The organism is Eubacteriaceae bacterium Marseille-Q4139, from assembly GCA_018223415.1.
Taxonomy (GTDB): domain Bacteria; phylum Bacillota; class Clostridia; order Lachnospirales; family Lachnospiraceae; genus CABSIM01.
In genome coordinates this window covers 3,815,091-3,839,619 of the sequence record JAGTTQ010000001.1, presented here as the reverse complement: position 1 = coordinate 3,839,619, position 24,529 = coordinate 3,815,091, and the positions used below count along the sequence as shown (strand labels likewise).

19 protein-coding genes are annotated in these 24,529 nt (G+C 53.5%); 16 read left to right on the top strand and 3 right to left on the bottom strand.

From position 1 onward, the window contains the following. The first annotated feature begins 241 nt into the window (after positions 1 to 241). From nifJ to KE531_18255, 12 genes are all read left to right on the top strand, one after another. Entirely contained in the window at positions 242 to 3,781 is a 3,540-nt protein-coding gene (nifJ, locus tag KE531_18310; GenBank protein MBR9955549.1) for a pyruvate:ferredoxin (flavodoxin) oxidoreductase, read from the top strand. A 136-nt stretch (positions 3,782 to 3,917) separates the two neighbouring features. Next, positions 3,918 to 4,565 (top strand): N-acetyltransferase, encoded by a 648-nt coding sequence (locus KE531_18305; GenBank protein MBR9955548.1) that lies wholly within the window; start codon positions 3,918 to 3,920, stop codon positions 4,563 to 4,565. Between the two features lie 156 nt (positions 4,566 to 4,721). Then, entirely contained in the window at positions 4,722 to 5,804 is a 1,083-nt protein-coding gene (locus KE531_18300; protein ID MBR9955547.1) for a hypothetical protein, read from the top strand. Between the two features lie 116 nt (positions 5,805 to 5,920). Beyond that, positions 5,921 to 7,432, top strand: coding sequence for an amino acid adenylation domain-containing protein (locus KE531_18295; GenBank protein ID MBR9955546.1), 1,512 nt, complete (start codon positions 5,921 to 5,923; stop codon positions 7,430 to 7,432). Positions 7,433 to 7,490: 58 nt separating this feature from the next. Then, positions 7,491 to 7,718, top strand: coding sequence for an acyl carrier protein (locus KE531_18290; protein ID MBR9955545.1), 228 nt, complete (start codon positions 7,491 to 7,493; stop codon positions 7,716 to 7,718). Positions 7,719 to 7,722: 4 nt separating this feature from the next. Beyond that, entirely contained in the window at positions 7,723 to 9,315 is a 1,593-nt protein-coding gene (locus KE531_18285; protein MBR9955544.1) for an MBOAT family protein, read from the top strand. Positions 9,316 to 9,324: 9 nt separating this feature from the next. Further along, on the top strand, positions 9,325 to 10,407 hold the full coding sequence (locus KE531_18280; GenBank protein ID MBR9955543.1) for an SGNH/GDSL hydrolase family protein: 1,083 nt from the start codon (positions 9,325 to 9,327) through the stop codon (positions 10,405 to 10,407). Continuing rightward, positions 10,404 to 11,165, top strand: coding sequence for a hypothetical protein (locus KE531_18275; protein MBR9955542.1), 762 nt, complete (start codon positions 10,404 to 10,406; stop codon positions 11,163 to 11,165). Before KE531_18280 ends, KE531_18275 begins: the two co-directional genes overlap by 4 nt. A gap of 137 nt (positions 11,166 to 11,302) precedes the next feature. Beyond that, entirely contained in the window at positions 11,303 to 11,698 is a 396-nt protein-coding gene (locus tag KE531_18270; GenBank protein ID MBR9955541.1) for a GntR family transcriptional regulator, read from the top strand. After that, positions 11,691 to 12,590 carry an ABC transporter ATP-binding protein gene (locus KE531_18265; protein ID MBR9955540.1) on the top strand — a complete coding sequence of 300 codons (900 nt, stop codon included), beginning with the start codon at positions 11,691 to 11,693 and terminating at the stop codon, positions 12,588 to 12,590. Before KE531_18270 ends, KE531_18265 begins: the two co-directional genes overlap by 8 nt. Further along, a complete protein-coding gene (locus tag KE531_18260; protein ID MBR9955539.1) occupies positions 12,565 to 14,889 on the top strand; it encodes a hypothetical protein in 2,325 nt (774 codons plus the stop codon). Before KE531_18265 ends, KE531_18260 begins: the two co-directional genes overlap by 26 nt. 100 nt (positions 14,890 to 14,989) lie before the next feature. Further along, positions 14,990 to 15,490 carry a zinc ribbon domain-containing protein gene (locus KE531_18255; GenBank protein MBR9955538.1) on the top strand — a complete coding sequence of 167 codons (501 nt, stop codon included), beginning with the start codon at positions 14,990 to 14,992 and terminating at the stop codon, positions 15,488 to 15,490. Positions 15,491 to 15,554: 64 nt separating this feature from the next. Here the strand turns inward: KE531_18255 and KE531_18250 are convergent, their stop codons facing one another. The 3 genes from KE531_18250 to KE531_18240 all read right to left on the bottom strand — a co-directional run bounded on the left by KE531_18250 (position 15,555) and on the right by KE531_18240 (position 19,202). Then, the gene (locus KE531_18250) at positions 15,555 to 16,964 is read right to left on the bottom strand and encodes an amidophosphoribosyltransferase (protein ID MBR9955537.1); all 1,410 of its coding nucleotides are present in this window, start codon (positions 16,962 to 16,964) and stop codon (positions 15,555 to 15,557) included. A gap of 219 nt (positions 16,965 to 17,183) precedes the next feature. Continuing rightward, positions 17,184 to 18,074, bottom strand: coding sequence for a DUF368 domain-containing protein (locus KE531_18245; GenBank protein ID MBR9955536.1), 891 nt, complete (start codon positions 18,072 to 18,074; stop codon positions 17,184 to 17,186). A 21-nt stretch (positions 18,075 to 18,095) separates the two neighbouring features. Next, entirely contained in the window at positions 18,096 to 19,202 is a 1,107-nt protein-coding gene (locus tag KE531_18240; protein MBR9955535.1) for a DUF362 domain-containing protein, read from the bottom strand. 171 nt (positions 19,203 to 19,373) lie between these two features. Here KE531_18240 and KE531_18235 point away from each other — a divergent pair, with 171 nt between their 5' ends. The 4 genes from KE531_18235 to KE531_18220 all read left to right on the top strand — a co-directional run bounded on the left by KE531_18235 (position 19,374) and on the right by KE531_18220 (position 24,524). Further along, complete coding sequence (locus KE531_18235) at positions 19,374 to 20,657, top strand: O-acetylhomoserine aminocarboxypropyltransferase/cysteine synthase (protein ID MBR9955534.1); 1,284 nt, start codon at positions 19,374 to 19,376, stop codon at positions 20,655 to 20,657. Between the two features lie 38 nt (positions 20,658 to 20,695). Next, the gene (gene cls / locus KE531_18230) at positions 20,696 to 22,267 is read left to right on the top strand and encodes a cardiolipin synthase (protein MBR9955533.1); all 1,572 of its coding nucleotides are present in this window, start codon (positions 20,696 to 20,698) and stop codon (positions 22,265 to 22,267) included. Positions 22,268 to 22,327: 60 nt separating this feature from the next. Further along, complete coding sequence (locus tag KE531_18225; GenBank protein MBR9955532.1) at positions 22,328 to 23,188, top strand: patatin family protein; 861 nt, start codon at positions 22,328 to 22,330, stop codon at positions 23,186 to 23,188. Between the two features lie 238 nt (positions 23,189 to 23,426). After that, complete coding sequence (locus KE531_18220) at positions 23,427 to 24,524, top strand: S-layer homology domain-containing protein (protein ID MBR9955531.1); 1,098 nt, start codon at positions 23,427 to 23,429, stop codon at positions 24,522 to 24,524. Positions 24,525 to 24,529: the final 5 nt, after the last annotated feature.

Here is a 24,529-nt window from a genome sequence, read left to right as displayed (position 1 = left end):
GTGTACTGCATGCGATTCCACAATGCGGATTACAATCCGCCATGCGGAAATGCTGCGAAAAAAATCTGCATTGTTCGGGATTTTGTACGCAAAAAACCTTCGATTTCGCTTTTCATTTTCGCCGGGAATTGCTATAATATAGTACAGGTAGTCTTTTGCCCGCCGGCAGTCCGCAGGGCGGGAGCAGACTGTACTATAAATAAATCCATTTTATTTATACATTTAAAATAGGAGGAACACTATGGCAAGAAAAATGAAAACCATGGATGGCAACCATGCAGCAGCTCATGCTTCCTATGCGTTTACTGACGTGGCCGCCATCTACCCGATCACTCCTTCTTCCCCCATGGCGGAAGCTACGGATGAGTGGGCAACCGATGGAAGAACAAACATGTTCGGACAGACCGTACAGATCACGGAGATGCAGTCCGAGGCCGGTGCAGCCGGTGCCGTACACGGCTCCCTGGCAGCAGGCGCTCTGACAACGACCTATACGGCTTCCCAGGGTCTTCTCTTAATGATCCCGAACCTGTACAAGATTGCCGGTGAGCAGCTTCCGGGCGTATTCAACGTATCTGCCCGTGCCCTGGCATCCCACGCCCTTTCCATTTTCGGCGACCACTCCGACGTATATGCCTGTCGTCAGACTGGCTGTGCAATGCTCTGCGAGTCCAGCGTACAGGAGGTTATGGACTTAACGCCTGTTGCACATCTTGCAGCATTAAAGGGCAAGGTTCCGTTCATCAACTTCTTTGACGGTTTCCGTACTTCCCACGAGATCCAGAAGATCGAGACCTGGGATTATGAGGACTTAAAAGAAATGACAGACATGGATGCCATCGACGAGTTCAGAAAGAGAGCACTGAACCCGAACCATCCGTGCCAGAGAGGTTCCGCTCAGAACCCGGATATCTTCTTCCAGGTAAGAGAGGCCTGCAACCCGTACTATGATGCCCTTCCGGCAATCGTACAGGAGTACATGGACAAGGTCAACGCAAAGATCGGAACTGACTACAAGCTGTTTAACTACTACGGCGCTGCTGATGCAGAGCACGTAATCGTTGCCATGGGTTCCGTAAACGATACCATCGAAGAGACCATCGACTACCTGGTAAAGAAGGGTGAGAAGGTCGGCGTCGTTAAGGTGCGTCTTTACAGACCGTTCGCTACGGAAGCATTCGTAAATGCAATTCCGGAGACCGTTAAGCAGATTTCCGTTCTCGACAGAACGAAAGAGCCGGGCGCCATCGGCGAGCCGCTTTACCTGGACGTTGTTGCTGCTCTTAAGGGCACGAAATTCGATCAGGTTCCGGTATTCACTGGCCGCTACGGCTTAGGTTCCAAGGATACGACACCGGCTCAGATCGTTGCCGTATATGAGAACCATACAAAACAGAAATTCACCATCGGTATCGTGGACGATGTGACCAACCTCTCCCTTGAGCTTGGCGCTCCGCTCGTAACGACTCCGGAAGGCACCATCAACTGCAAGTTCTGGGGCCTTGGCGCAGACGGTACCGTAGGCGCAAACAAGAACTCCATCAAGATCATCGGCGACAACACCGACATGTATGCACAGGCATACTTCGATTACGACTCCAAGAAGTCCGGCGGTGTTACCATGTCCCACCTGCGCTTCGGCCACTCCCCGATTAAGTCCACCTACTTAATCCGCAAGGCCAACTTCGTTGCATGCCACAACCCGGCATACATCAGAAAGTACAACATGGTTCAGGAGCTGGTTGACGGCGGTACATTCCTTCTCAACTGTGCATGGGATATGGAAGGCCTTGAGAAGCACCTTCCGGGCCAGGTGAAGAAATTCATCGCTGACCACAACATCAAGTTCTACACCATCGACGGTGTGAAGCTTGGTATCGAGACCGGCATGGGCCCGACACGTATCAACACGATCCTTCAGTCCGCATTCTTCAAGCTGGCTGCCATCATCCCGGAGGAGAAGGCTATCGAGCTTATGAAGGCTGCCGCACAGGCTACCTACGGACGCAAGGGTGAAGACGTTGTTAAGAAGAACTGGGCAGCCATCGACGCAGGCGCTCAGAACGTCGTAGAGATCCAGGTTCCGGAAAGCTGGAAATCCTGCGAGGACGAGGGACTTGACTTCGTTCATGCAGAGGGCGGCAGAAAAGACGTTGTTGATTTCGTAAACAACATCCAGGCTGCTGTAAACGCTCAGGAAGGAAACAACCTGCCGGTATCCGCATTTACCAAGTATGTTGACGGTACGACTCCGTCCGGCTCCTCCGCATACGAGAAGCGCGGCATCGCCGTAAACGTGCCGGTTTGGAATCCGGACAACTGTATCCAGTGTAACTTCTGTTCTTATGTGTGCCCGCACGCAGTTATCCGTCCGATTGCCATGACAGAGGAAGAGGCTGCTAAGGCTCCGGAGAGCCAGAAGACCATCCCGATGACAGGTATGCCGCAGTACAAGTTTGCCATGACCATCTCCGCTCTGGATTGTACCGGATGCGGTTCCTGTGCAAACGTCTGCCCGGGCAAGAAGGGCGAGAAGGCACTCACCATGCAGAGCCTGGAGTCCAACCTTTCTGCTCAGGACGGCTTTAACTATGGCCAGACCCTGGATATCAAGCAGGATGTAATTGAGAAATTCAAAGAGACCACCGTTAAGGGCAGCCAGTTCAAACAGCCGCTCCTTGAGTTCTCCGGCGCATGCGCAGGCTGCGGCGAGACTCCGTATGCGAAGCTGCTTACTCAGCTCTTCGGTGACAGAATGTACATTGCAAACGCAACAGGATGTACCTCCATCTGGGGTAACTCCTCACCGTCCACACCTTACACCGTAGGCAAAGACGGCCGCGGCCCGGCATGGGACAACTCCCTGTTCGAGGACAACGCTGAGTTCGGTTACGGTATGCTTTTAGCTCAGAACGCAATCCGTGACGGCTTAAAGGCTAAGGTTGAGACCGTTTACGCTTCCGACAAGGCTTCCGACGAAGTGAAGGCAGCCTGCAAGGAGTGGCTCGATACCTTCGGCATCGGCGCTCTGAACGGTTCCGCTACGGACAAGCTGGTTGCAGTTCTCGAAGGCATTGACTGCCCGACCTGCAAGGAGATCGTAAAGAACAAAGATTTCCTGGCTAAGAAGTCCCAGTGGGTATTCGGCGGCGACGGATGGGCTTACGATATCGGCTTCGGCGGCGTTGACCACGTACTTGCAAGCGGCAAGGACATCAACATCATGGTTTACAACACCGAGGTTTACTCCAACACAGGCGGACAGTCCTCCAAGGCTACTCCGACCGGTGCTGTTGCCCAGTTCGCAGCAGGCGGCAAGGAAGTAAAACAGAAAGATCTTGCAGCCATCGCCATGAGCTACGGCTATGTATATGTTGCACAGATTTCCATGGGTGCTGATATGAACCAGACCATCAAGGCTCTGGCAGAGGCAGAGGCATATCCGGGTCCGTCCCTGATTATCGCTTACGCTCCGTGTATCAACCATGGTATCAAGAAAGGTATGGCAAAGGCTCAGACAGAAGAGAAGCTTGCTGTTCAGTCCGGTTACTGGAACATCTTCCGTTACAACCCGGCAGCTGAGAAGAAGTTCTCCCTTGACTGCAAGCCGGCAACCGTATCCTACCAGGAATTCATCGGCGGCGAGGTTCGTTACACGTCTCTGGCCCTGAAGAATCCGGAAAGAGCAAAGGCACTGTTTGCACAGGCAGAGCAGAACGCAAAGGATAAGTACGAATATCTTGAGAAGTTAGTTGCCCTGTATGACAACAGCGAGAAATAAAGAATAAACATGGGGAGCTGTCGCTTTTTCGGAAGCGGCAGCTTTCTTTATGAAGTTTTCTATTGACATCTGCCGCATGATATTTTATAATAATAGAACAAATGTTCGATACAAAACGGGACGATCTGGAGGTTTTATGGACAGGAATGCTGTGATAATCAGAAATGAAACAGAGAACGATTTCCGCCGTGTCGAGGAGGTTACGCGTGCGGCTTTCTGGAACCTGTATGTGCCGGGCTGTTCGGAGCACTACGTGGCCCATGTGATCCGCAGCCATGAAGACTTTGTAAAGGAACTGGATTTTGTGGCCGAGGCGGACGGAAAGATTGTCGGAAATATCATGTACACGAAGGCGCAGCTTTTGGGCGAGGACGGAGAGAAGAAGGAAATCCTGACGTTCGGCCCCATTTCCGTCCTTCCGGAGTACCAGAGACAGGGAATCGGTACGCGCCTGATGGAACATTCCTTTGAGAAGGCGGCCGGACTGGGGTACGATGCAGTCGTGATTTTTGGCGACCCCGGAAATTATGCAGGACGCGGCTTCAAAAGCTGTAAAAAATACGGCGTTTCCTTGGAAAATAAGACGTTTCCTTCGGCGATGTTAGTAAAGGAGCTGCGGGAAGGCGCCCTGGACGGGAAAGCCTGGATCTATGTGCAGAGCCCGGCTTTTGAAATCGAAGAGGCGGATGCAGAGGCCTTTGACGCCGGATTCCCGCCGCTTAAGAAAGAGGTTCTGCCGAGCCAGGAGGTCTTTTTTATCCACAGCCATTCGGTGATTGCCTAGACCGTTTGGAGGCGTGCGGTGAAATTTGCGGCAAATTTTCGGGAATTATGCCGATTGGGGGTGTTTCCCGGAGATTCTGGCAGAATATGGTTGCATTTCGCGGGGGATTATTCTATACTTTTAGGATGAAAGCGAGGGACAACGATGAAAAAGCATATGAAAAGAAAAGGCATGGCAGCCGCGGCTGCGCTCCTTTCCATCTGCATGGCTTTTCCCGGCCTTGCGGGACAGTGGAACCAGGATGAAAACGGAAAATGGTACGAGCGGGATGACGGCACGTATATTCAAAACGACTGGCTCCAGGACACGGACGGGAAGTGGTATTATTTCGATGAGAACGGCTATGCAGAGACCGGGCTGGTAGAAGGCATGTTTGCCAACTATATGATGGGGCCGGACGGAGCCATGTACACCAACTGTACCGTTTACATCAACGGCAAGTTCTATGACGCCGATGAATACGGGATCTTAAGCCCCAATAAGGGCGGCGAGGGATGGATCGCCGGCGCAAACGGCTGGTGGTACCGGACAGACGGGGACGAGTTCCTAAAGAATCAGTGGATGGACGAAGACGGAAGCTGGTACTATTTCGGCGAGGACGGCTATATGGTGACGGGCTGGCTTGAGCTTGACGGAAAGCGGTACTGGCTGGGCGAGGACGGCGTGATGGCTGTGAATACAGAGCTGACCATCGACGATGTGGAGTACACGGTCAATGAAGCCGGCGAGGTATCGGAGCTCCATCACTACAAAGCGCCGACCGTGATCCCGCCGGAGGAGGAAAAGAGCGATCTCCACAAGCAGGTGGATCAGATGGCTGACACGATCCTTGCGCGGATCACCAACGATTCCATGTCCAAGGAGGAGAAGGCGCGTGCCATTTACTCCTGGGTGCGCGGAAATCTGCGGTATGTGAACCACTCCGACAAGGGAGACTGGGTAAGCGCCGCCTACCAGGGCTTCCGGACAAAGCGCGGCGACTGCTACACGTATTATTCCGTATCGCTGGCGCTGTTAAGCCGCTGTGATATCCCCAGCATCGAGGTGGTGCGGACGGACGGCCATCACTGGTGGAATCTGATCGACTGCGGAAACGGCTGGTATCACTTTGATACGACGCCCAGAAGCGCAGGCGGAACCTTCTGCCTTCTGACGGATGCGGAGCTGGAGGCGTATTCCCAGGGGGTAGGCCGCGGAAGCCATACCTTCGACCATTCCCTGTATCCGCCTACGCCGTAAGCGGGAAAGCAAGCGCGGAAAGGACGTCCGGCGGGAGGCTTCCTGCCGGACGCCCGGATATCCGGCCGCTGGAAAACGGCCGGGAAAGACCATGAGAAATGGAGCAGAAACGGAAGATGCAGACAAATATACTGGAATATCTGGAGCGCACGGTCCGGCGCCTTCCGGAAAAAATTGCTTACACGGACGGAACCTATGGGCTGACCTTCCGGGAGGTCTACGGCGCGGCGCGGTCGGTCGGAAGCTTCCTGGCGGCAGAGGGCTTTTACCGGGAACCGGTGGTGGTATATATGAAAAAGAGTCCCGATGCCATTGCCGCGTTTTTCGGCGCCGTCTACGGCGGCTGTTTTTATGTGCCCTTTGATGAGGAGATGCCAAAATTCCGGGCGGCACTGATCCTTGAAAACTTAAAGCCGCGGGCCGTCATCTGTGACAGCCATACGGAAAAGACCGTAAACAGCCTGGAGTTTTCCGGGCGTGTATTCCGCTATGAGGAAATCAAAACCTTCCGGCAGGATGAGGCGGCTCTCGCGTCGATTAGGAGCCGGGCCCTTGATACGGATCCGATTTATATTGTGTTTACGTCGGGTTCCACAGGCATTCCCAAAGGCGTCGCGGCATGCCACCGGTCGGTTCTGGACTATGTGGAGAACCTTTCGGAGGTTCTTGGCTTCGGGGAGGAGACGGTTTTCGGAAACCAGTCGCCGTTATACTTTGACGCCTGCTTAAAGGAGCTTTATCCGACCATGATGTTCGGTGCCACCACCTATCTGATCCCGAAACCGCTGTTCATGTTCCCGGTGAAGCTGGTGGAATACTTAAACGAGCACCGGATCAACACGGTTTGCTGGGTGGTTTCCGCCCTGACGATGATTTCGTCCATGGGCACGTTTGATACGGTTGTGCCGGAATATCTCCGCACGGTGGCTTTTGGGAGCGAGGTGTTCCCGATGAAGCAGTTCCTTCTCTGGAAAAAGGCGCTTCCGAAGGCGAAATTTACGAACCTCTACGGGCCGACGGAGTGCACGGGGATGTCCTGCTATTACCATGTGGAGAGGGAGCTTGGACTGGATGATGTGATCCCCATCGGGCGGCCGTTCCACAACACGGAGATTCTTTTGCTGGCCGAAGGTGACCGGCCGGCGAAGGAGGGCGAATGCGGCGAAATCTGTATCCGCGGCACCTGCGTGTCCCTGGGGTATTACAACAATCCGGAAAAGACGGCGGAGGTTTTCGTACAGAACCCGTTGAACCCTTACTATCCGGAGATCATTTACCGCACCGGCGACATCGGGCGGTACAATGAGTACGGAGAGCTTGTCTTCGTGTCCCGGAAGGACTACCAGATCAAGCACATGGGCCACAGGATCGAGCTCGGTGAAATCGAGGCCTACGCAGGGCAGGCGGACGGCGTCCGCATGTGCTGCTGCGTCTACGACAAGGAGCGGGAGAAAATTGTCCTGTTCTATGTGGGAGACGCCGAGGGAAAAGAGATTTTAAAGGAATTAAAGAGCCGCCTGCCGCGGTATATGATTCCCAACCGTCTGGAAAAGCTGGAGGCTCTGCCTTTTACGGCAAACGGGAAGATCAACCGGCTGGAGCTTAAGAACCGGCTGGCAGAGGGATAAATTTGTGCGCTGCGGCACGTGAAAAGCCGCATGAGAACCAAAACAGAAGGAGAAAGTTATGGACGAATTGCTTAGAATGTTATCGGATTTGCATGAGGATGTGGACTTTGAGAGCTGCGATACACTGATTGACGACGGGATCCTGGATTCCTTCGACATCGTGACGCTGATTGCAGAGATCAACGACGAGTTTGATGTGACGATCCCGGCGGAGGAGATTGTCCCGGAGAATTTCAACTCGGCGGAGACTATCTGGAACCTGATTCAGAGGCTGGATGAGGAGTAAATAAATGCTGTTTACGTCCTACGGCTTCATCGGCCTGACGGCCGCCGTGCTGGTTCTCTACTACACGGCGTTAAAAAGGTACCAGTGGCAGCTCCTTTTAGCTGCCAGTTATGCCTTTTACTGGTTTTCCGGGCCGAAGAACCTGATTTTCATTCTGGTGACGACCGTCACTGTTTTTTTGGCCGCGCAGAAAATAAGCGGCCTTCATCAGGCGCAGGAAGCGTACTTAAAGGAACATAAGGCACAGATGTCCAAGGAGGAGCGGAAGGCGTACAAGGCTTCCGTCAAGTCATCCCAGAGAAGGTGGATGCTCGTCTGCCTGCTTTTTAACCTGGGGATTCTGGCAGTCTTAAAGTACACGAATTTCTTCATTTCCAACGTGAACTTTTTCCTGGACGTCTTCGGCTCCGGAAAGCAGCTTTCCTTTTTAAACCTGATCCTGCCCATGGGAATTTCCTTTTACACGTTCATGGCAGTCGGCTATTTGTTGGACGTGTACCGCGGGAAATATCCGGCGGAGACCCATCCCGGCCGGTTTGCGCTGTTTATTTCCTTTTTCCCCCATGTGGTGCAGGGCCCCATCAGCCGGTACGACGATGTACGGGGGACGCTGGGCGTCTCCCATGCCTTCGACTGGCAGCAGGTGAGCTTCGGCCTGGAGCGGATCCTGTGGGGATATTTTAAGAAGGTGGTCATTGCGGACAGGATCCTGACGGCCGTCAATACCATCATTCAGAATCCGGAGACCTACGACGGGATTTATGTGTTTCTCGGCATGATGTTTTATGCCCTGGAGCTTTATGCGGACTTTACCGGCGGTATCGACATCACCATCGGCATTGCCCAGACCTTCGGCGTGACGCTCAAAGAGAACTTCCACCGGCCATATTTTTCCAAGAATATCGCCGAGTATTGGAGGCGGTGGCACATCACCATGGGCACCTGGTTCACGGACTATATTTTTTACCCGATTTCCGTCAGCCAGCCGATGTTAAAGCTCAACAAGGCGGCGAGAAAGCATTTCGGCGACTACATAGGAAAGCGGATGCCCGTCTATACGGCCAGCGCTGCGGTCTGGTTCGCCACGGGAATCTGGCACGGGGCCGCCTGGAATTTCATCGTCTGGGGCATGATGAACTTTGCTGTCCTGATGATTTCCCAGGAGTTTGAGCCGTTTTATAAATGGTTCCATAAGAAGTTCCATGTGGACGGAACCATTGGATTTAAGACGTTCCAGGTGATCCGGACGGTGCTTTTGATGAGCTGCCTGCGGATGTTTGACTGTTACCGGGACGTGCCGCTGACCTTCCGGATGTTCGGAGACATGTTGATCCATTCCCGGCCTGGCCAGCTCTTTGACGGCCGGTTCTGGACGCTGGGGCTCACAGCGGCCGACTATGTGCTTTTGGCCATAGGACTTTGCCTTCTCATTTTTGTGAGCCTTCTCGGGCGGAGCGGCAGCGTGCGCGCACGGATTGCGAAAAAGCCGCTTCTGTTCCGGTTTGCCTGCTGGTATCTGCTGTTTTTGGCCGTCCTGGTGTTCGGTGCCTACGGCGTGGGCTATGATTCCAGCCAGTTTATCTACAATCAGTTTTAGGAGGGAACCATGAAGAAGAAAAAGCTTGCGGGATTCCTGCTCCTGTTTCTGGTTATAGTGGGAAGCCTGGATTTTTTGCAGCGCCTTTTCATGCCGAAATTCATGGGCGACATCGTAGAGGGGGCGCTGATTGCCGAATATTATAAGGAAACCACGGATCACGACGTGGTTTTTATCGGGGACTGTGAGGTCTATGAGAATTTTTCCCCGATCACCCTCTGGGAGGACTACGGGATTACCAGCTATATCCGCGGAAGCGCCCAGCAGCTCATCTGGCAGTCCTATTATCTTCTGGAGGAGACGTTAAAGTACGAGACGCCGGAAGTGGTGGTGTTCAACGTGCTTGCCATGAAGTATGATGAGCCGCAGAAGGAGGCCTACAACAGGATGACCCTGGACGGCATGCGGTGGTCTTCATCCAAGGTGGGAAGTATCCGCGCTTCCATGATGGAGGACGAGGAGTTTCTGGACTATGTGTTCCCGATTCTCCGTTACCACTCCAGGTGGAAGGAACTTTCGGCCGACGACTTTAAGTACCTGTACCACCGTGACCCGGTGTCCCACAGCGGGTATTACATGCGGGTGGATGTGAAGCCGGCCCAGACGTTCCCGAAGCCGAAGAAGCTGGGAAATTACCAGTTCGGGGAAAACGCCTATGCGTATCTTGACAAGATGCGGGAGCTCTGCGAGGAAAACGGAGTGGAGCTTGTGCTCATCAAGGCGCCCAGCCTGTATCCCGCCTGGTACGACGAGTGGGAGGAACAGATGGAGGCCTATGCGGCCGAGCACGGGCTTTCCTACTATAATTTCCTGGAGGTTACGGAGGAAGCCGGTATTGACTTTACGACGGATACCTATGACGGAGGGCTCCATTTAAACCTTTCCGGGGCAGAGAAGCTGGCGCGGTATTTCGGCGGAATTTTAAAAGAGGAGTTTGACCTTCCGGATCATCGGGGAGAAGAGGAGCTTCAGGCGGTCTGGGAGGAAAAATGCGATGCGTACTATGCGATGAAGGCGCGCCAGGAGGCGGAGCTTTCGGAGTACGGATATTTGAAAATGTATAACAGCGATGAGGAGGATTCGCAGTCATGAGAAAATCTTATGCAGCAATTTTACTTGGCGCCATGGTGGCCTTAAGCGCCTGCGGCAGCCAGGCAGGAGAGACGGCCAATACGACGGCGGCCCAGACGGAAAGCGCAGCGCCGGAGACGGAGGCCGCTGAGACGGAAGAGGCGGAAACGGAGGAGGCCCTGGAAGAGGAGACAAACGCCGGAACGGAAGGTTCCGGCGAAACGGAAGAAAGCGCAGACGGAGAGAGCGTAGCAGAAAATGGAGCCGCAGAAGGCGGCGCAGCCGAGTCCGCAGGAGCCGCAGAAAGCGAAAGCTCCGAGGCGGCCGGGACAGAGGCGGCAGCAGCCGTTTCTTCCACGGCATCTGCCGCCCATAAAGGCTTTGTGTTCCAGAGCGGTGAAACCCTGATCGGCATGAATGAGGATTCTGCGGCAGCCCTTTCTGAGCTGGGCGCATGGTCCAATTATGCAGAGACTACGAGCTGTGCCTTTAAAGGGCTTGATAAGACGTATTCCTATCCGGGCTTTGACCTCTATACCTACCCCTTAAACGGCACGGATAATGTAAATTCCATTTACTTTACGGATGATTCCGCTGCCACAGCCGAGGGCATCCGCATCGGCTCCACGAAGGAGGAAATGGAGGCCGCCTACGGCACGGACTATACGGAAGAATTCGGTGTCTATATTTATACGAAAGACGACTCCACCCTGTCCTTTATTGTGACAGACGGTATTGTGGAGTCTGTGGAATATACGGCTATTACGCCCCAGGGCTAAAAACAGAGGAGTTTTGGGCGTCCTGCGGCGCTTAAAAAGAGAACTGGAAAAATCCCCCTTGACACAGGGGGATTTTTTATATATACTAACTGTATTAAGAGTGTTAATACACTAATATGCAGGAAAGGAGGATGCGGATGATTATACTGGATTATAAAGACCGGCGGCCAATCTATGAGCAGGTCACGGAAAAGCTGAAGGAACTGATGTTTTTAGGCGTGCTCCAGGAGAACCAGCCGCTTCCGTCGGTGAGGAACCTGGCGATGGATCTTTCCATCAATCCAAATACGATCCAGAGGGCGTATGCGGAGCTGGAACGGCAGGGATATATCTATACGGTCAAGGGCAGAGGAAGCTTCGTGGCCGAAAATGGTGAAATGAGGGAAAATGCATTGCGTGAGATATGGAACAAACTGGAAGAAGTGGTCGAAGAGGCGTTAAGGCTTGGAATCTCAGAAAAGGATTTGAAAGAAGCGATTGGGGCCTGCTGCGAAAAGGCGGCCGGGCAGACGGGAGGTGAAACGCATGCTTGAAGCAAAGAACCTGACAAAACGATTTGACGACATTATGGCTGTGGATCACATCAGTGCCCAGATCCGGGACGGCTATGTGTTCGGCCTGATTGGAACCAACGGCGCCGGAAAGAGCACCTTCTTACGGATGGCAAGCGGCGTTTTGAAACCGGACGAAGGGACGATTCAGCTTGACGGTGAAGACATTTACGAGAACCTGAAAATGAAACGGCGGTTTTTCTATATTTCCGACGATCAGTTTTTCTTCGGAAACGCGACGCCGCAGGAGTTAATGGCTTTTTACCGGACCGTTTATCCGGAGTTTAACGTCCAGAGGTATTATCACCTTCTTGAAAGCTTTGATCTTGGGAAGCGGAGAAAGGTTTCGACCTTTTCCAAGGGCATGAAGAAACAGCTTTCGGTGATTCTCGGCCTCTGTGCCAATACGGAGTACATTTTCTGCGACGAGACCTTTGACGGGCTGGATCCCGTGATGCGCCAGGCGGTAAAGAGCCTGTTTGCCAACGACATGGCGGAGAGGAACCTGACGCCGATCATCGCATCCCACAACTTAAGGGAGCTGGAGGATATCTGCGATCATGTGGGGCTTCTCCACAAGGGCGGCATCCTGCTTTCCAAGGATCTCGACGATATGAAGCTAAACATCCATAAGATCCAGTGTGTGTTAAAGCCCGGGATGAAAGCGGAGGAGCTGGAAGGGCTCGATATTGTGAAGACCGAGTACCGCGGCAGCCTTGCAACCATCACGGTGCGGGGGAAGAGAGAAGAAGTAGAGGCAGCGATGCGGGCCGGAGAGCCGCTGTTTTTTGAGCTGATCCCGCTCTCTCTGGAAGAAATCTTTATCAGTGAAACGGAGGTGGCAGGCTATGACATCAAGAAACTTATATTTTAAGCTTATGAGAGAAGATCTGAAACGGAGAATCTGGGCCGTCTGCCTGGCGTTTCTCTGCTTCTTCTTCTGGATCCCCGTCCTTGGGGCCATGGGCTGCGACGGCCTTGAAAAACAGGTAGAACAGTGGATGGAGAGCGAGAGATATCTGGAGAAGGCCGTGGAAACCATGCGGGCTGAACGGCTTACAGAGCTGGCGCAGGAGATTATCGGCGTAAAGAACCTGGCGATCCCGTTTTTGATCGTCGGGGCAGCCATTGTCCTGGGGCTCACAGGCTTTTCCTGGCTCCACTCCAAGAAAAAGGTGGACTTTTACCACAGCCTCCCGGTGAGCCGTACCATGCTGTTTTTCGTCAAATACCTGGACAGCATCCTGATTGTGTTCTCCATGTATTTCCTGAACCTGATTTTCGGCTGCGGGATCCTGGTGATGAACGGCATGGGCTTCGGGGAAGTATTCCTTCCCGGCCTGGCGTCGCTGTTTTTCCATATGATTCATTTTACGCTGATTTACACGGTGGTGCTGGCGGCAGTGCTGATGACAGGGAATTTCTTTATTTCCGTACTCGGCATGCTGGTGTTCTTTTCCTACATCCCGTTTGTGACGTTTCTGCTTGAGGGGCTTAGCCAGCTCTTTTTTGAGACGGTGATAACCACAGGCGGTGTCCTGTCGGCAATCATGAGGCACGGTTCTCCCATCAGCTATTACACGGCGTCCCTCTCGGAAGTATGGAGCCTGAAGCTGGGAGAGTACGGGGAGCTTTTCCCCGGGCTTTTCTTCCCGCTCCTTGCCGCGGCAGCCCTGATGGTATTCTGCCTTTTTCTCTACCGGCTGCGTCCCTCCGAGGCAGCCGGGAAAGCAATGGCCTTCCGGATCACGAGAGCGCCGATCAAAGTGCTCATCGTGGTGCCGGTCACGATCTCCATGGGAGTCCTTTTCTGGGGAATCTATGAAAGCCTCAGATGGGCGGCCTTCGGATTCCTGTTCGGGCTCTTCGTGACCCACTGTGTGGTGGAGATCCTGTACCACTTTGATTTCCGAAAGCTCTTTTCCAATCTGCCCCATGCCGGTATCTGCGCGGTGATTGCCCTGGCGGTCATCGGTATCTACCGGTTTGACCTGACGGGCTTTGATACGTATTTCCCGTCGGAAGCGAAGTTTGAGTCGGCGGCCGTCTATGTGGGACGGCTGGAAAACTGGGGATTCTCCTATGGCTTTCCTGTGAGAGAAAGCAGCTCGGCAAGCTGGAGATACATTCCGGAGGAAAGTTACGGTAACAGCAACATGGCGGTTACGGATTATGATTCTGTAAAGGCCATTGCGGAAAACGGCATTGACCAGGCGCTAAAGGATAAAGAAAAACGGTTCCGGTTTGAGGACATTGTTTACAACAGCGGGGAAGACGAAGCCGTATGGTCCTATGCGACCATCCAGTACCGGCTTTCCGGCGGGAAAACCGTACAGAGACGGTATATGGTGAATGTTACGGAGCTTCGCCCTGTCCTCGATAAGCTGTATGTTTCGGAGGAATACAAGTCCGGTGTCTATCCGTTTTATGCATATGAGGATTCCAATGTGACAGGAATCTATCTGTATAAGAACCATGAAATCCAGGAGGCCAGGGGCGATGAGGAATTCCGCTCGAAGGTTCTGGCGGCCTACAAACGGGAGATGACAGCTCTGACGCTGGATGCCAGAAGCCAGGAGATGCCGGTTGGTGCGATCCGCTTCCTGACGGTGGCAGAGCGCAGCTACTTAAAGGAGCTCTCCGAGGACGGCGACAAGAATTACGCCGGTGATTTCGATCTGGATGAGATGGAGGAAGTCAACTTCTTCCCGGTCTACCCGTCTTTCACAGAGACCATCGGGCTTCTCAAAGAGGCCGGGATTGACCTTACGGAGCCGTTAAACGCAGATGAGATCAGCCGTGTCGTCATCGAAACCATGGAGCTGGAAACCACGGAGATAGAGCAAAGCGAGACGCAGGCCGCTTACGCAGAGGCCGCAACGGGCTATGTGCCGAAGGAATACACCATCCGGAACGATTCTGAGGAAAACCACCAGATGATTTCCGACATCTGTGCTGCTGTCACTGAGGAGACGCTGGCCGATTACAATTTCCTGAGAAGTTTTGATTATAATGTCGAGGTCCGTGTGTACTTTAAGGAGGATAATGAGGGATTAAATCCCGAGGACCAGATTTATTACAGATACCGGTTCCCGGACGGTGAAATGCCGGAGTCGGTGCAGGAGTTCATCGGCTACGATTCCCTTGAAAAAAACATAAGGGGCGAGCTGTAAGGGACAAAGCTGCATCGCCAAAGAATTTGCCGTCAAAACATTGACTTTATCCCCGTGATTCGATAAGATAGAGCTAGTCATAACGAAAGGGGAAAGAAGTATGGCATTCTTAGATGAAGTGAAGCGCAGCCTTTCCAGCACCGGAAAGACCGTCGCTAAGAAGACAAAGGAAATCACTGAGACGATGCAGCTCAAATCCCAGATTTCCACGGAAAAGGCAACGATTGAGCGCCTCTATACTTCCATTGGGAAGCAGGTTTTCGAGGCCGCGATGGAAGAGGACGAAAAGCGGTTCTTTACCGAATTCGGCTCGATCCGCAAAAGCATGAAGAAAAAGGCAGAACTGGAGAAGGAGCTCAGCAGCCTGGACGGATGCTTTTACTGCTCTGAGTGCGGTGCCAGAATCGACAAGAGTTCCGTATTCTGCAGCCACTGCGGCGCGAAGGTTGAAAAGAGCAAACGCGATGCCGCAGCCGCCTACGGCGAGAGCCTGAGAGACCAGATGGAAGGAACAAAGGAAGAAGAGGAAGAGGCACAGTTCGTATCCAACGAGATCGACAATGCCGCCGCCGACATTACCATCGACATTGTCAACCACTGATGAAAAAAAGAAAAGCCCTGGCTTTTGGAGAATTCGTTCCAAAAGCCAGGGCTTTTTAACAGATTTAACCTTTGCCGTTCCAGCAGTAGGTGCAGAGCTTACAGGGCTCGATGCCGACGGATTCCACCAGATCGTCGAGGCGGTGGAAGCGAAGCGTCGTAAAGTGGAGACGCTTACGGATCTCCTCAACCATTTCCTGGTAATTCTGGCTGTCGGGATCAGCGTAGTCGGCCAGGACTTCATCGGACACGTTTTCGCCCTCACGCTCCCTTATAATCCGCCTCGTAATCAGATCCAGATCCGAAGTGGAGCGGGAGAAATTCAGGTAGGGGCAGGCGAAGGTGATCGGCGGGCAGGCCGGCCTTACATGGACTTCCTTTGCGCCGCTGCGGTAGAGGAAATCCGTGGTTTCGCCGAGCTGTGTCCCGCGGACGATGGAATCGTCGATTAAGAGCAGCTTCTTGTCGCGGATCAGGCAGTCCACGGCGATCAGCTTCATCTTTGCGATCAGGTTCCGCTGCTTCTGGCTTGTGGGCATGAAGGAGCGGGGCCATGTCGGCGTGTATTTGATGAATGGGCGGGAGAACGGAATCCCGGATTCGTTGGCATAGCCGACGGCATGGGCAATTCCGGAGTCGGGAACGCCGGCCACGCTGTCAGCGTCCACGCCCTTGTCGCGCCTGGCCAGGAGCTTTCCGCAGCGGTAGCGCATCTCCTCGACGTTTACGCCTTCGTAGCTGGAGGTGGGGTAGCCGTAGTAGGTCCAGAGGAAGGTACAGATTTTCATCTCACTCCTCGGACGGCTCAGGCACTCGACGCCTTCCGGTGTCACCAGGTCGATTTCGCCCGGCCCAAGCTCGGAATAATGGGTATAGCCAAGATTCAAATATGCAAAGTTTTCAAAGGAGACGCAGTAGGCGCCGTCTTTCCTTCCGATGGTAATCGGTGTCCTTCCGTAGCGGTCCCTGGAGGCGTAAATTCCCTCGGGGGTCAGGATTAAAATGGACATGGAGCCCTTGATTTTTTCCTGTGCATAGAGGAGACCGTCCACGATGCTGTCGCTCTGGTTGATCAGCGCGGCCACCAGCTCAGTGGAGTTGATTTTCCCGCCGCTCATCTCCATAAAATGAATGTGCCCGTTTTCGTAGGCATCCTGGATGAGCTCTTTCTCATTCTTGATGACGCCCACGGTCGTCAGGGCGTAGCTCCCGAGATGGGACTGGATTAACAGGGGCTGCGGGTCCGAGTCGGAAATACATCCGATTCCCATGGTGCCCTCCAGCTCGTCCAGGTCACGGTCAAATTTTGTACGGAACGGGGAATTCTCAATGTTGTGGATAGAACGGTGGAAGCCGTCCTTTCCGTAGACGGCCATGCCGCCCCGCTTCGTTCCCAGATGGGAGTGGTAGTCGATTCCAAAGAATAGATCCAGGGTACAGCTAGTTTTTGATGCAACGCCAAAGATACCGCCCATGATATTACTCCTTTCAGATTGGCCTGTTTTTCGCAGGCAGCAGACAAAGTACGCCCCCTGCCGGGGCAAACTCCCTCCGGCCATAAAAACGACTTCTATATTAGCATAAACCGACAGAAAATAACAATAGCCCGGACATATGAAAAATACTAATAAGCCGGAAGCTGTTTTCGTAATAAAAGGAAAGGCGGAGGGAAAATCCCTCCGCAAAAAGAACGCCTAATTCCCGGCTTCCCCTACCAGGTTCGTGATGACGGCGCCGGCGGCCATTAAAAGGATGCCGAACAGGACTGTCCACACGGACAGGGAGGAGAGCATGGGGAAGAGCCCCGTATTGTAAAAAATAGCAAAGGGCGATGCGATGACAAGGCCCATGATGGCGCAGTAGGTCTGGACACCGAACTGTTCAAATAAGAAAGTAATCAGCTTGGCAATCAGGAAGATGCCGAGCAGCACACCGATGCCGAAGGGGAACAGAAGAAGGAACCCGTCCCGCATGACGGTAAAATCCAGGGCCCTGACACCGTCGAGAAAGCCCTTGATGGTGCCGATGATTCCGTAGTAATAGCCGAAGATCATCAGCATCATGGAGCCGGACACGCCGGGAATCACCATGGTGGCCGAGGCGACGACGCCGAGTACAAAGAGGATCAGCATGTTGAGGGGTGTCACGGCAATGACCGTCATGGCCTCGTCGCCTGCCTTTAAAAGCGGGAAACCGCCGCAGACGAGAAGGCCTAGAAGGAAAAACAGGACGCCGGACACGCCGATAGAACTCCTGCTTTCCTTAAGTTCTTTCCGCATGGACTTCCAGAGCATCGGAAGCCCTCCGAGAATCAGCCCCACGAAGGCCATGCAGGTCACGAAAGTGTGATTGCTTAAGAGGTACTCGATGGCGTAGGTGAAGCCGACGATCCCGATGGCGCAGCCCAAAAGGATCGGAAACAGGAACGCGAGGCTCTCCTTCAGATGCTTAAAAAGGCCGGAAATGCTTCCTAAAAGCCGGTCATAAATTCCGAGAGAGACGGCCATGGTGCCGCCGGATACGCCGGGGATCACGTTGGCGATGCCGATCATGATGCCCTTCAGCACATTCAGTAAAAAATTCATGGATAACCCTTTCTTCAGAGCTTAGATCGTAATCAGCTCATATTCTTTATTTCCGATGCCAAGCTCCACCGCGTGGTCGATGGCAACCTCCCAATTGGTTTCCGGGTGGGTGTCCGTGAAGTGGTCATGGTGGTCATGGCTCTTCTCAGCGAGGACGCTTCCGGCCACTACCGGCTGAGCGTTCACTGCATCGGCGCACGCCATGTCCAGAGCCACCGGGTCGAAGGAGGCGAACATGCCCACGTTCGGCACAATCGGCACATCGTTTTCCGAATGGCAGTCGCAGCACGGAGATACGTCCACCACCAGGTTGATGTGGAAGTTGGGGCGGTCTTTGATAACGGCATAAGTATATTCCGCAATCTTCTTATTTAAGATTTCGTTGGACTCGTCGTTGGAGGCAATGACCGCATCCATCGGACAGACACCGATGCAGCGTCCGCAGCCGACGCATTTATTGTGGTCGATGGAGGCCTTTTTGTCTGTGACAACGGCAGCACCGTGGGCACAGATCCGCGAGCAGGCGCCGCAGCCGACACATTTGTCCTCTACGACAAGGGGCTTTCCAGCGCTGTGCATTTCCATTTTTCCGGCTCTGGAGCCGCAGCCCATGCCAAGGTTCTTTAAAGCGCCGCCGAAGCCGGTCATCTCGTGGCCTTTAAAGTGGTTTAAGGAGATCACGATATCGGCGTCCATGATGGCACGGCCGATTTTGGCTTCCTTCACGTATTCGCAGTTGATGGGCACAAGCTCTTCATCCGTTCCCTTTAAGCCGTCGGCGATGATGACGTGGCAGCCGGTGGCAAAGGGGTTGTAGCCGTCCTCATAGGCAGCGTCCAGATGGTCAAGGGCGTTTTTCCTGCGGCCCACATAGAGGGTGTTGCAGTCGGTTAAGAACACGCGGCCGCCCTGTTCCTTGATTAAGTCGACAATAACCTTTGCGTAGTTGGGGCGCAGGTATGCCAGGTTTCCCGGCTCGCCGAAATGGATCTTGATGGCCGTGTATTTGTTGTTAAAATCAATGCCGTCGAGCATTCCGGCTGTTTTTACGAGGCGGGCCAGCTTCTGAAGAAGGTTTTCCGAGAGCGTGGTTCTCATATTGGTATAGTAGACCTTTGATTTTGCCATGGTATGAATCCTCCTGTTTTTGTTATTATAAAGCAGACAAGGATATTATACATGATCGGGCGGAAGACGTAAAGATAGGGAATGGAAATTCTTGTCACCCCGCCGTAAGTGTGATACACTATAAAAAGGCGCGGCGGCGCCTCTGACATCACAGGAAGAGAGGTAGAGGGCATGAAGGAAAGAAAAAGAAATCTGGAGACCGTGTGCATACAGGGAGGCTGGACGCCGGGAAACGGCGAGTCAAGAGTCCTTCCGATTTACCAGAGCACCACGTTTAAATATGAAACAAGCGAACAGATGGGCCGTCTTTTTGATCTGGAGGAGGACGGATATTTTTATACGCGGCTGGCAAACCCCACCAACGACGCCGTGGCTGCAAAAATCTGCGAGTTAGAGGGCGGTGAGGCTGCGATTCTCACTTCCTCGGGGCAGGCGGCCAACTACTATGCCGTGTTTAATATCTGCAATGCAGGGGATCATATTATCAGTGCGGCAACCATCTACGGCGGGACGTCGAACCTTTTTACCGTCACCATGAAAAAGCAGGGGATTGACGTGACGCTTGTCGATCCGGATATTTCCGAGGAAGACCTTTTAAAGGAATTCCGCCCCAACACGAAGGCCGTATTCGGCGAGACTATCGCAAACCCGGCCTTGGTTGTCCTGGATATTGAGAAATTTGCCCGCGCGGCCCATTCCCAGGGCGTGCCGCTCATCGTCGACAATACGTTTGCAACGCCGGTCAACTGCCGTCCCTTTGAGTGGGGCGCCGATATCGTGACCCACTCCACGACGAAATACATGGATGGCCACGCCATGGCCGTCGGCGGCTGCATCGTGGACAGCGGGAATTTTGACTGGGAGGCCCATGCTGACAAGTTCCCGGGCCTTACGACGCCGGACGATTCCTATCACGGCATCATCTACACGAAGAAATTCGGAAAGAAAGCATATATTACAAAAGCGACGGCGCAGCTCATGCGCGATCTGGGCTCCATCCCGTCGCCGATGAATTCGTTCCTTTTAAATGTGGGCCTTGAGACACTCCATCTGCGTGTGCCGCGCCACTGCGAAAATGCCCAGCGTGTGGCGGAGTGGCTGGCCCAGAGAGAGGACGTGGCCTGGGTCAATTTCCCCGGCTTAAAGGGAAACAAATATCATGAGCTGGCAGAAAAATACCTTCCAAACGGAAGCTGCGGCGTGATCTCCTTCGGGTTAAAGGGCGGCCGGGCCGCTGCCGGGGAATTTATGGACAAGTTAAAGTTAGCAGCCATCGTGACCCATGTGGCAGATGCAAGAACGTGCGTGCTTCATCCGGCAAGCCATACCCACCGCCAGCTTTCCGACGAACAGCTTGTGGAGGCAGGCGTGGATCCGTCCATGATCCGGCTCAGCGTCGGAATCGAAAACGTGGACGACATTATCGAGGACCTGCGTCAGGCATTGGAAGACTGATATACGATCCGTTTTTTTAGAGACAAAGGAGGAATTGCATGGAAAGAGAAAAGGGAAGGGGAAAACGCGGCCTGTGGAAACTGATTTTTGGCCGTACCACATTCTTTGTCCTGTCCCTTGCCCTTCAGATTGCGGCCTTCGTCTGGCTCTATCTGTGGCTGGACGGGACCTACCGGACCTACGGACAGGGGTTCTTCTTTGTCATCAGCGCCCTTCTTGCCATCCGGATTCTGAATGAAAAGCAGAATCCAAGCTTTAAGATGGCGTGGCTCGTCCCGGTTCTTTTATTCCCGGTGTTCGGCGCGATGCTTTATATTTTCATCCAGCTCCAGATGGAGACAAAGATCCTGGCCAGGCGGATTTCGGATATCACGAGGGAGACGGGGAGCTATCTTGTGCAGGAACCGGCCGTTCAGGAGCAGTTGGAGAAAAAGAGCGTCCGGGAGGCCAATCTCTGCAATTATATGAGAGACTGGGGCGGATATCCCGTCTGCAACAGGACGAATGTGAAATATTATCCGCTGGGAGATGATTTTTTCCCGGAGCTTTTAGAGGAGTTAAAAGAGGCAAAGCGGTTTATTTTTCTTGAGTTTTTTATCATAAAGCATGGCATTATGTGGGATAGTATCGCAGAGATCCTGGAAAAGAAGGCGGCAGAGGGCGTCGAAGTCCGCGTCATGTACGACGGCACCAACTCCTTTGCGAACCTTCCCCACAGCTATCCCAAGGAGCTTCGCGCCAAAGGGATCCAGTGCCGCGTCTTTAACCCGATCCGGCCGGCCATCTCCACGAGCCAGAACAACCGCGACCACAGGAAGATCCTGGTGATCGACGGCCACACAGCCTATACGGGCGGTGTGAACCTGTCGGATGAATATATTAACCGCCAGATCCGGTTCGGCCACTGGAAGGACAACGCCATCCGCTTAAAAGGGGAGGGCGTAAAGAGCTTTACCGTCATGTTTTTAAGAATGTGGAACGTCTGCACCAGGGAGCAGAATTATAACTTTGGGAAATATCTCGACCGCGGCGATTATTTCTATCCGCCGGAGCTTCCCATGGACGGCTTCGTGATGCCCTTTTCCGACAGTCCCATGGACCGGGAAGCCGTGGGGCACCAGCTTTACCTGGATATTTTGTACCAGGCGAAAAAGTATGTGTACATCATGACGCCGTACCTGATTATTGACGATGAGATGGCGACGGCCCTTTCCTATGCGGCCAAGCGCGGCGTGGACACGGTCATCATCATGCCCCATATCCCGGATAAGAAGTATGCGTTCATGCTGGCGCGGACATACTATCCGGAGCTTATTGAGGCCGGCGTAAAGATTTATGAATACACGCCGGGCTTTGTCCATTCCAAGACGTTTGTCAGCGACGGGGAAAAGGCAGTCGTGGGCACGATTAACATGGATTTCAGGAGCCAGTTCCTGCATTTTGAGTGCGGTGTCTACCTCTATAAGACGCCGGTGATCCGGGATATCCGCAGGGACTTTGACGAGACGCTTAAACGGTGCATGCCGATGACCATGGAGGACTGCAAAAAGCTGCCTCTCTGGTACCGGTTTACAGGCCGTGCCCTGCGCCTTGTGGCGCCGCTTATGTAGGCGGCAGGACGCAGGCGCGGCGCGTGCCAGATCCGTATTTTTTATAAGGAGACGATGGATATGACAGATGCAGCCCTTGTGCTGGAGGGCGGCGCCCTGCGGAGTGTATTTTCCGCAGGCGTCACAGATGTCCTGATGGAGCGTCAGGTGGAATTTGCCTATGTAAACGGGGTGTCGGCCGGCGCCATGAGCGGCATGAACTATATTGCCAGGCAGCCTGGCCGGATGTTCCGGATCAGTATGGAATACACCAGGGACAAGCGGTACATGAACTTAAGCCCCCGCCACATCCTGAGGAACAGGGAGATTTTTTCGTTTGATTTTGTGTTCGGGGAGCTGAGCGATAAGCTGGTGCCTTTCCACTATGAAGAATTTTACCGTTCGCCGCAGCGGTTTGAGGCCGTTGCCACCCGCTGCCGGACAGGAAAGCCGGAGTTTTTTGAAAAGGGAAAGTGTGACGATATCTGTGCGGCCGTCATCGCCTCCGGCAGCATGCCGGTGTTTTCCAAAATGGCGAAGGTGGACGGGAAGCGGTACCTGGACGGCGGGGTTTCTCTCCCGATTGCGTACCGCCGCGCCATGGAACAGGGGTATGAAAAGGTCGTGCTCCTTCTGACCCGGGAAGAGGGCTATCGGAAAAAGCCCATGGGCGCGCTCCAGAAACGTGCCTTCAGCCGGTATTTTGCGCCGCTTCCGGAGCTGTGCGCTTCAATTTATGAGATCCCTGACCGGTACAACCGGATGCAGGAGGAAATTTCGGAACTGGAAAAGGAAGGAAAAGTTTTTGTCCTGCGGCCGAAGAACCACGTGACAGTCTCCCGCACCGAGCGGAATCCGGCAAAGCTTGCGGCCCTTTACGAGGAAGGGCGCGCCGTCTGTGAAGAACAGTTCGAGGCGCTTATGAAATATCTGGAAGAATAGAAGGACAGAACATGAGACGGCAGGAAAACCGTGAAGCAGGCGGTTTCCTGCCGCAGCTTTGTTTTCCGGGAAATGGTGCGCCTCTTTGGCCTTACAGGAAATGGAAACCGGTTGCGGCAGAAATGAGGCAAAACCGGGAAATAAAAATTTTGTGAACAAAAATTCACAAAAACTACACAAAGGTCTGTTACAGTGTAACAGTCAATTTCAGATTCTTATTTTGAGAGGAGTTCAGTCGATGATACATGGAAAAGCGGCGGCAGCTCTGACGGCGGTTTGTGCCATCTCTGTTGGCATGAGCGGGACCGTCTTTGCAGCCAGCAGTACCTTTGAGATGCGGAAAAAGGCCGTGAGCCTTCTGGGAATCATAAATACGTCAAACGAGAGCGCGACTGTGACGCGGCAGGAATTTGCCAGGATGCTAGTGAACGCGTCGGATTACAGGACGAACGTGAAGGCAGCCAGCAATGTGGCTGTGTTTTCGGATGTGGCGAGCACCAGCGAATATGCCTATGCCATCCGCATTGCGGCCGACAACGGCTGGATGAGCGGATATCTGGGCGGCATGTTTAAGCCGGAGGAGCCCATTGCCATGAAAGATGCCGTGAAGGCTATGCTGGCCATTCTGGGCTATGAAAACAGCGATTTTTCCGGGAACCTTCAGGAAAACCGCATGGCTAAGTTTTCCTCCCTTTCCCTGGATACGAATCTTTACCGGGATGCCGACGAGGTTCTTACATATGAGGACTGCATCAACCTGTTTTACAACCTGATGAAGGCAAGTACGAAATCCGGCGGCCAGTATGGGAGCCAGGTGTTTGACATTACCTACAATTCCGACGGGGAAATCAACACGTCGTCGATCCTGGACGACAGCTTAAAGGGGCCGAAGATTTTAAACAACGACAGCCGGAATTTAAAGAGCCTGGTGCCCTTCAGCTTAAGCAAGGCCACCATGTTTCTAAACGGCGAGACGTCGGATGAGTCGGAGATCAACGACTATGCGACGGTCATCTACTACCATGAGTCCACGAAGACTATTTTTGCCTATTCCGACAGCGGAGAAAACAAAGGAGCCACCGAAGGCCGGATCCGCGCCATCTATTACAGCGAGACCGATCCGTTTACGCCGGTGTCCGTGGAGTTAGATACCTACGAGCAGGACCGGGAGGATGGCGGCTACGACCAGTTTTTAGTGAGCGGCTCGGAACTCCAGTACCTGTTTTCTGTGTACGGCGATTTCCGTGTCGGCGACGATGTGGCAGTCGTATGGGAAAAGAGCGGCAGCGGTGAAAATGCCTCCTACACGATTGTCGATGTAGTGGGAGATAACTAAAGGAG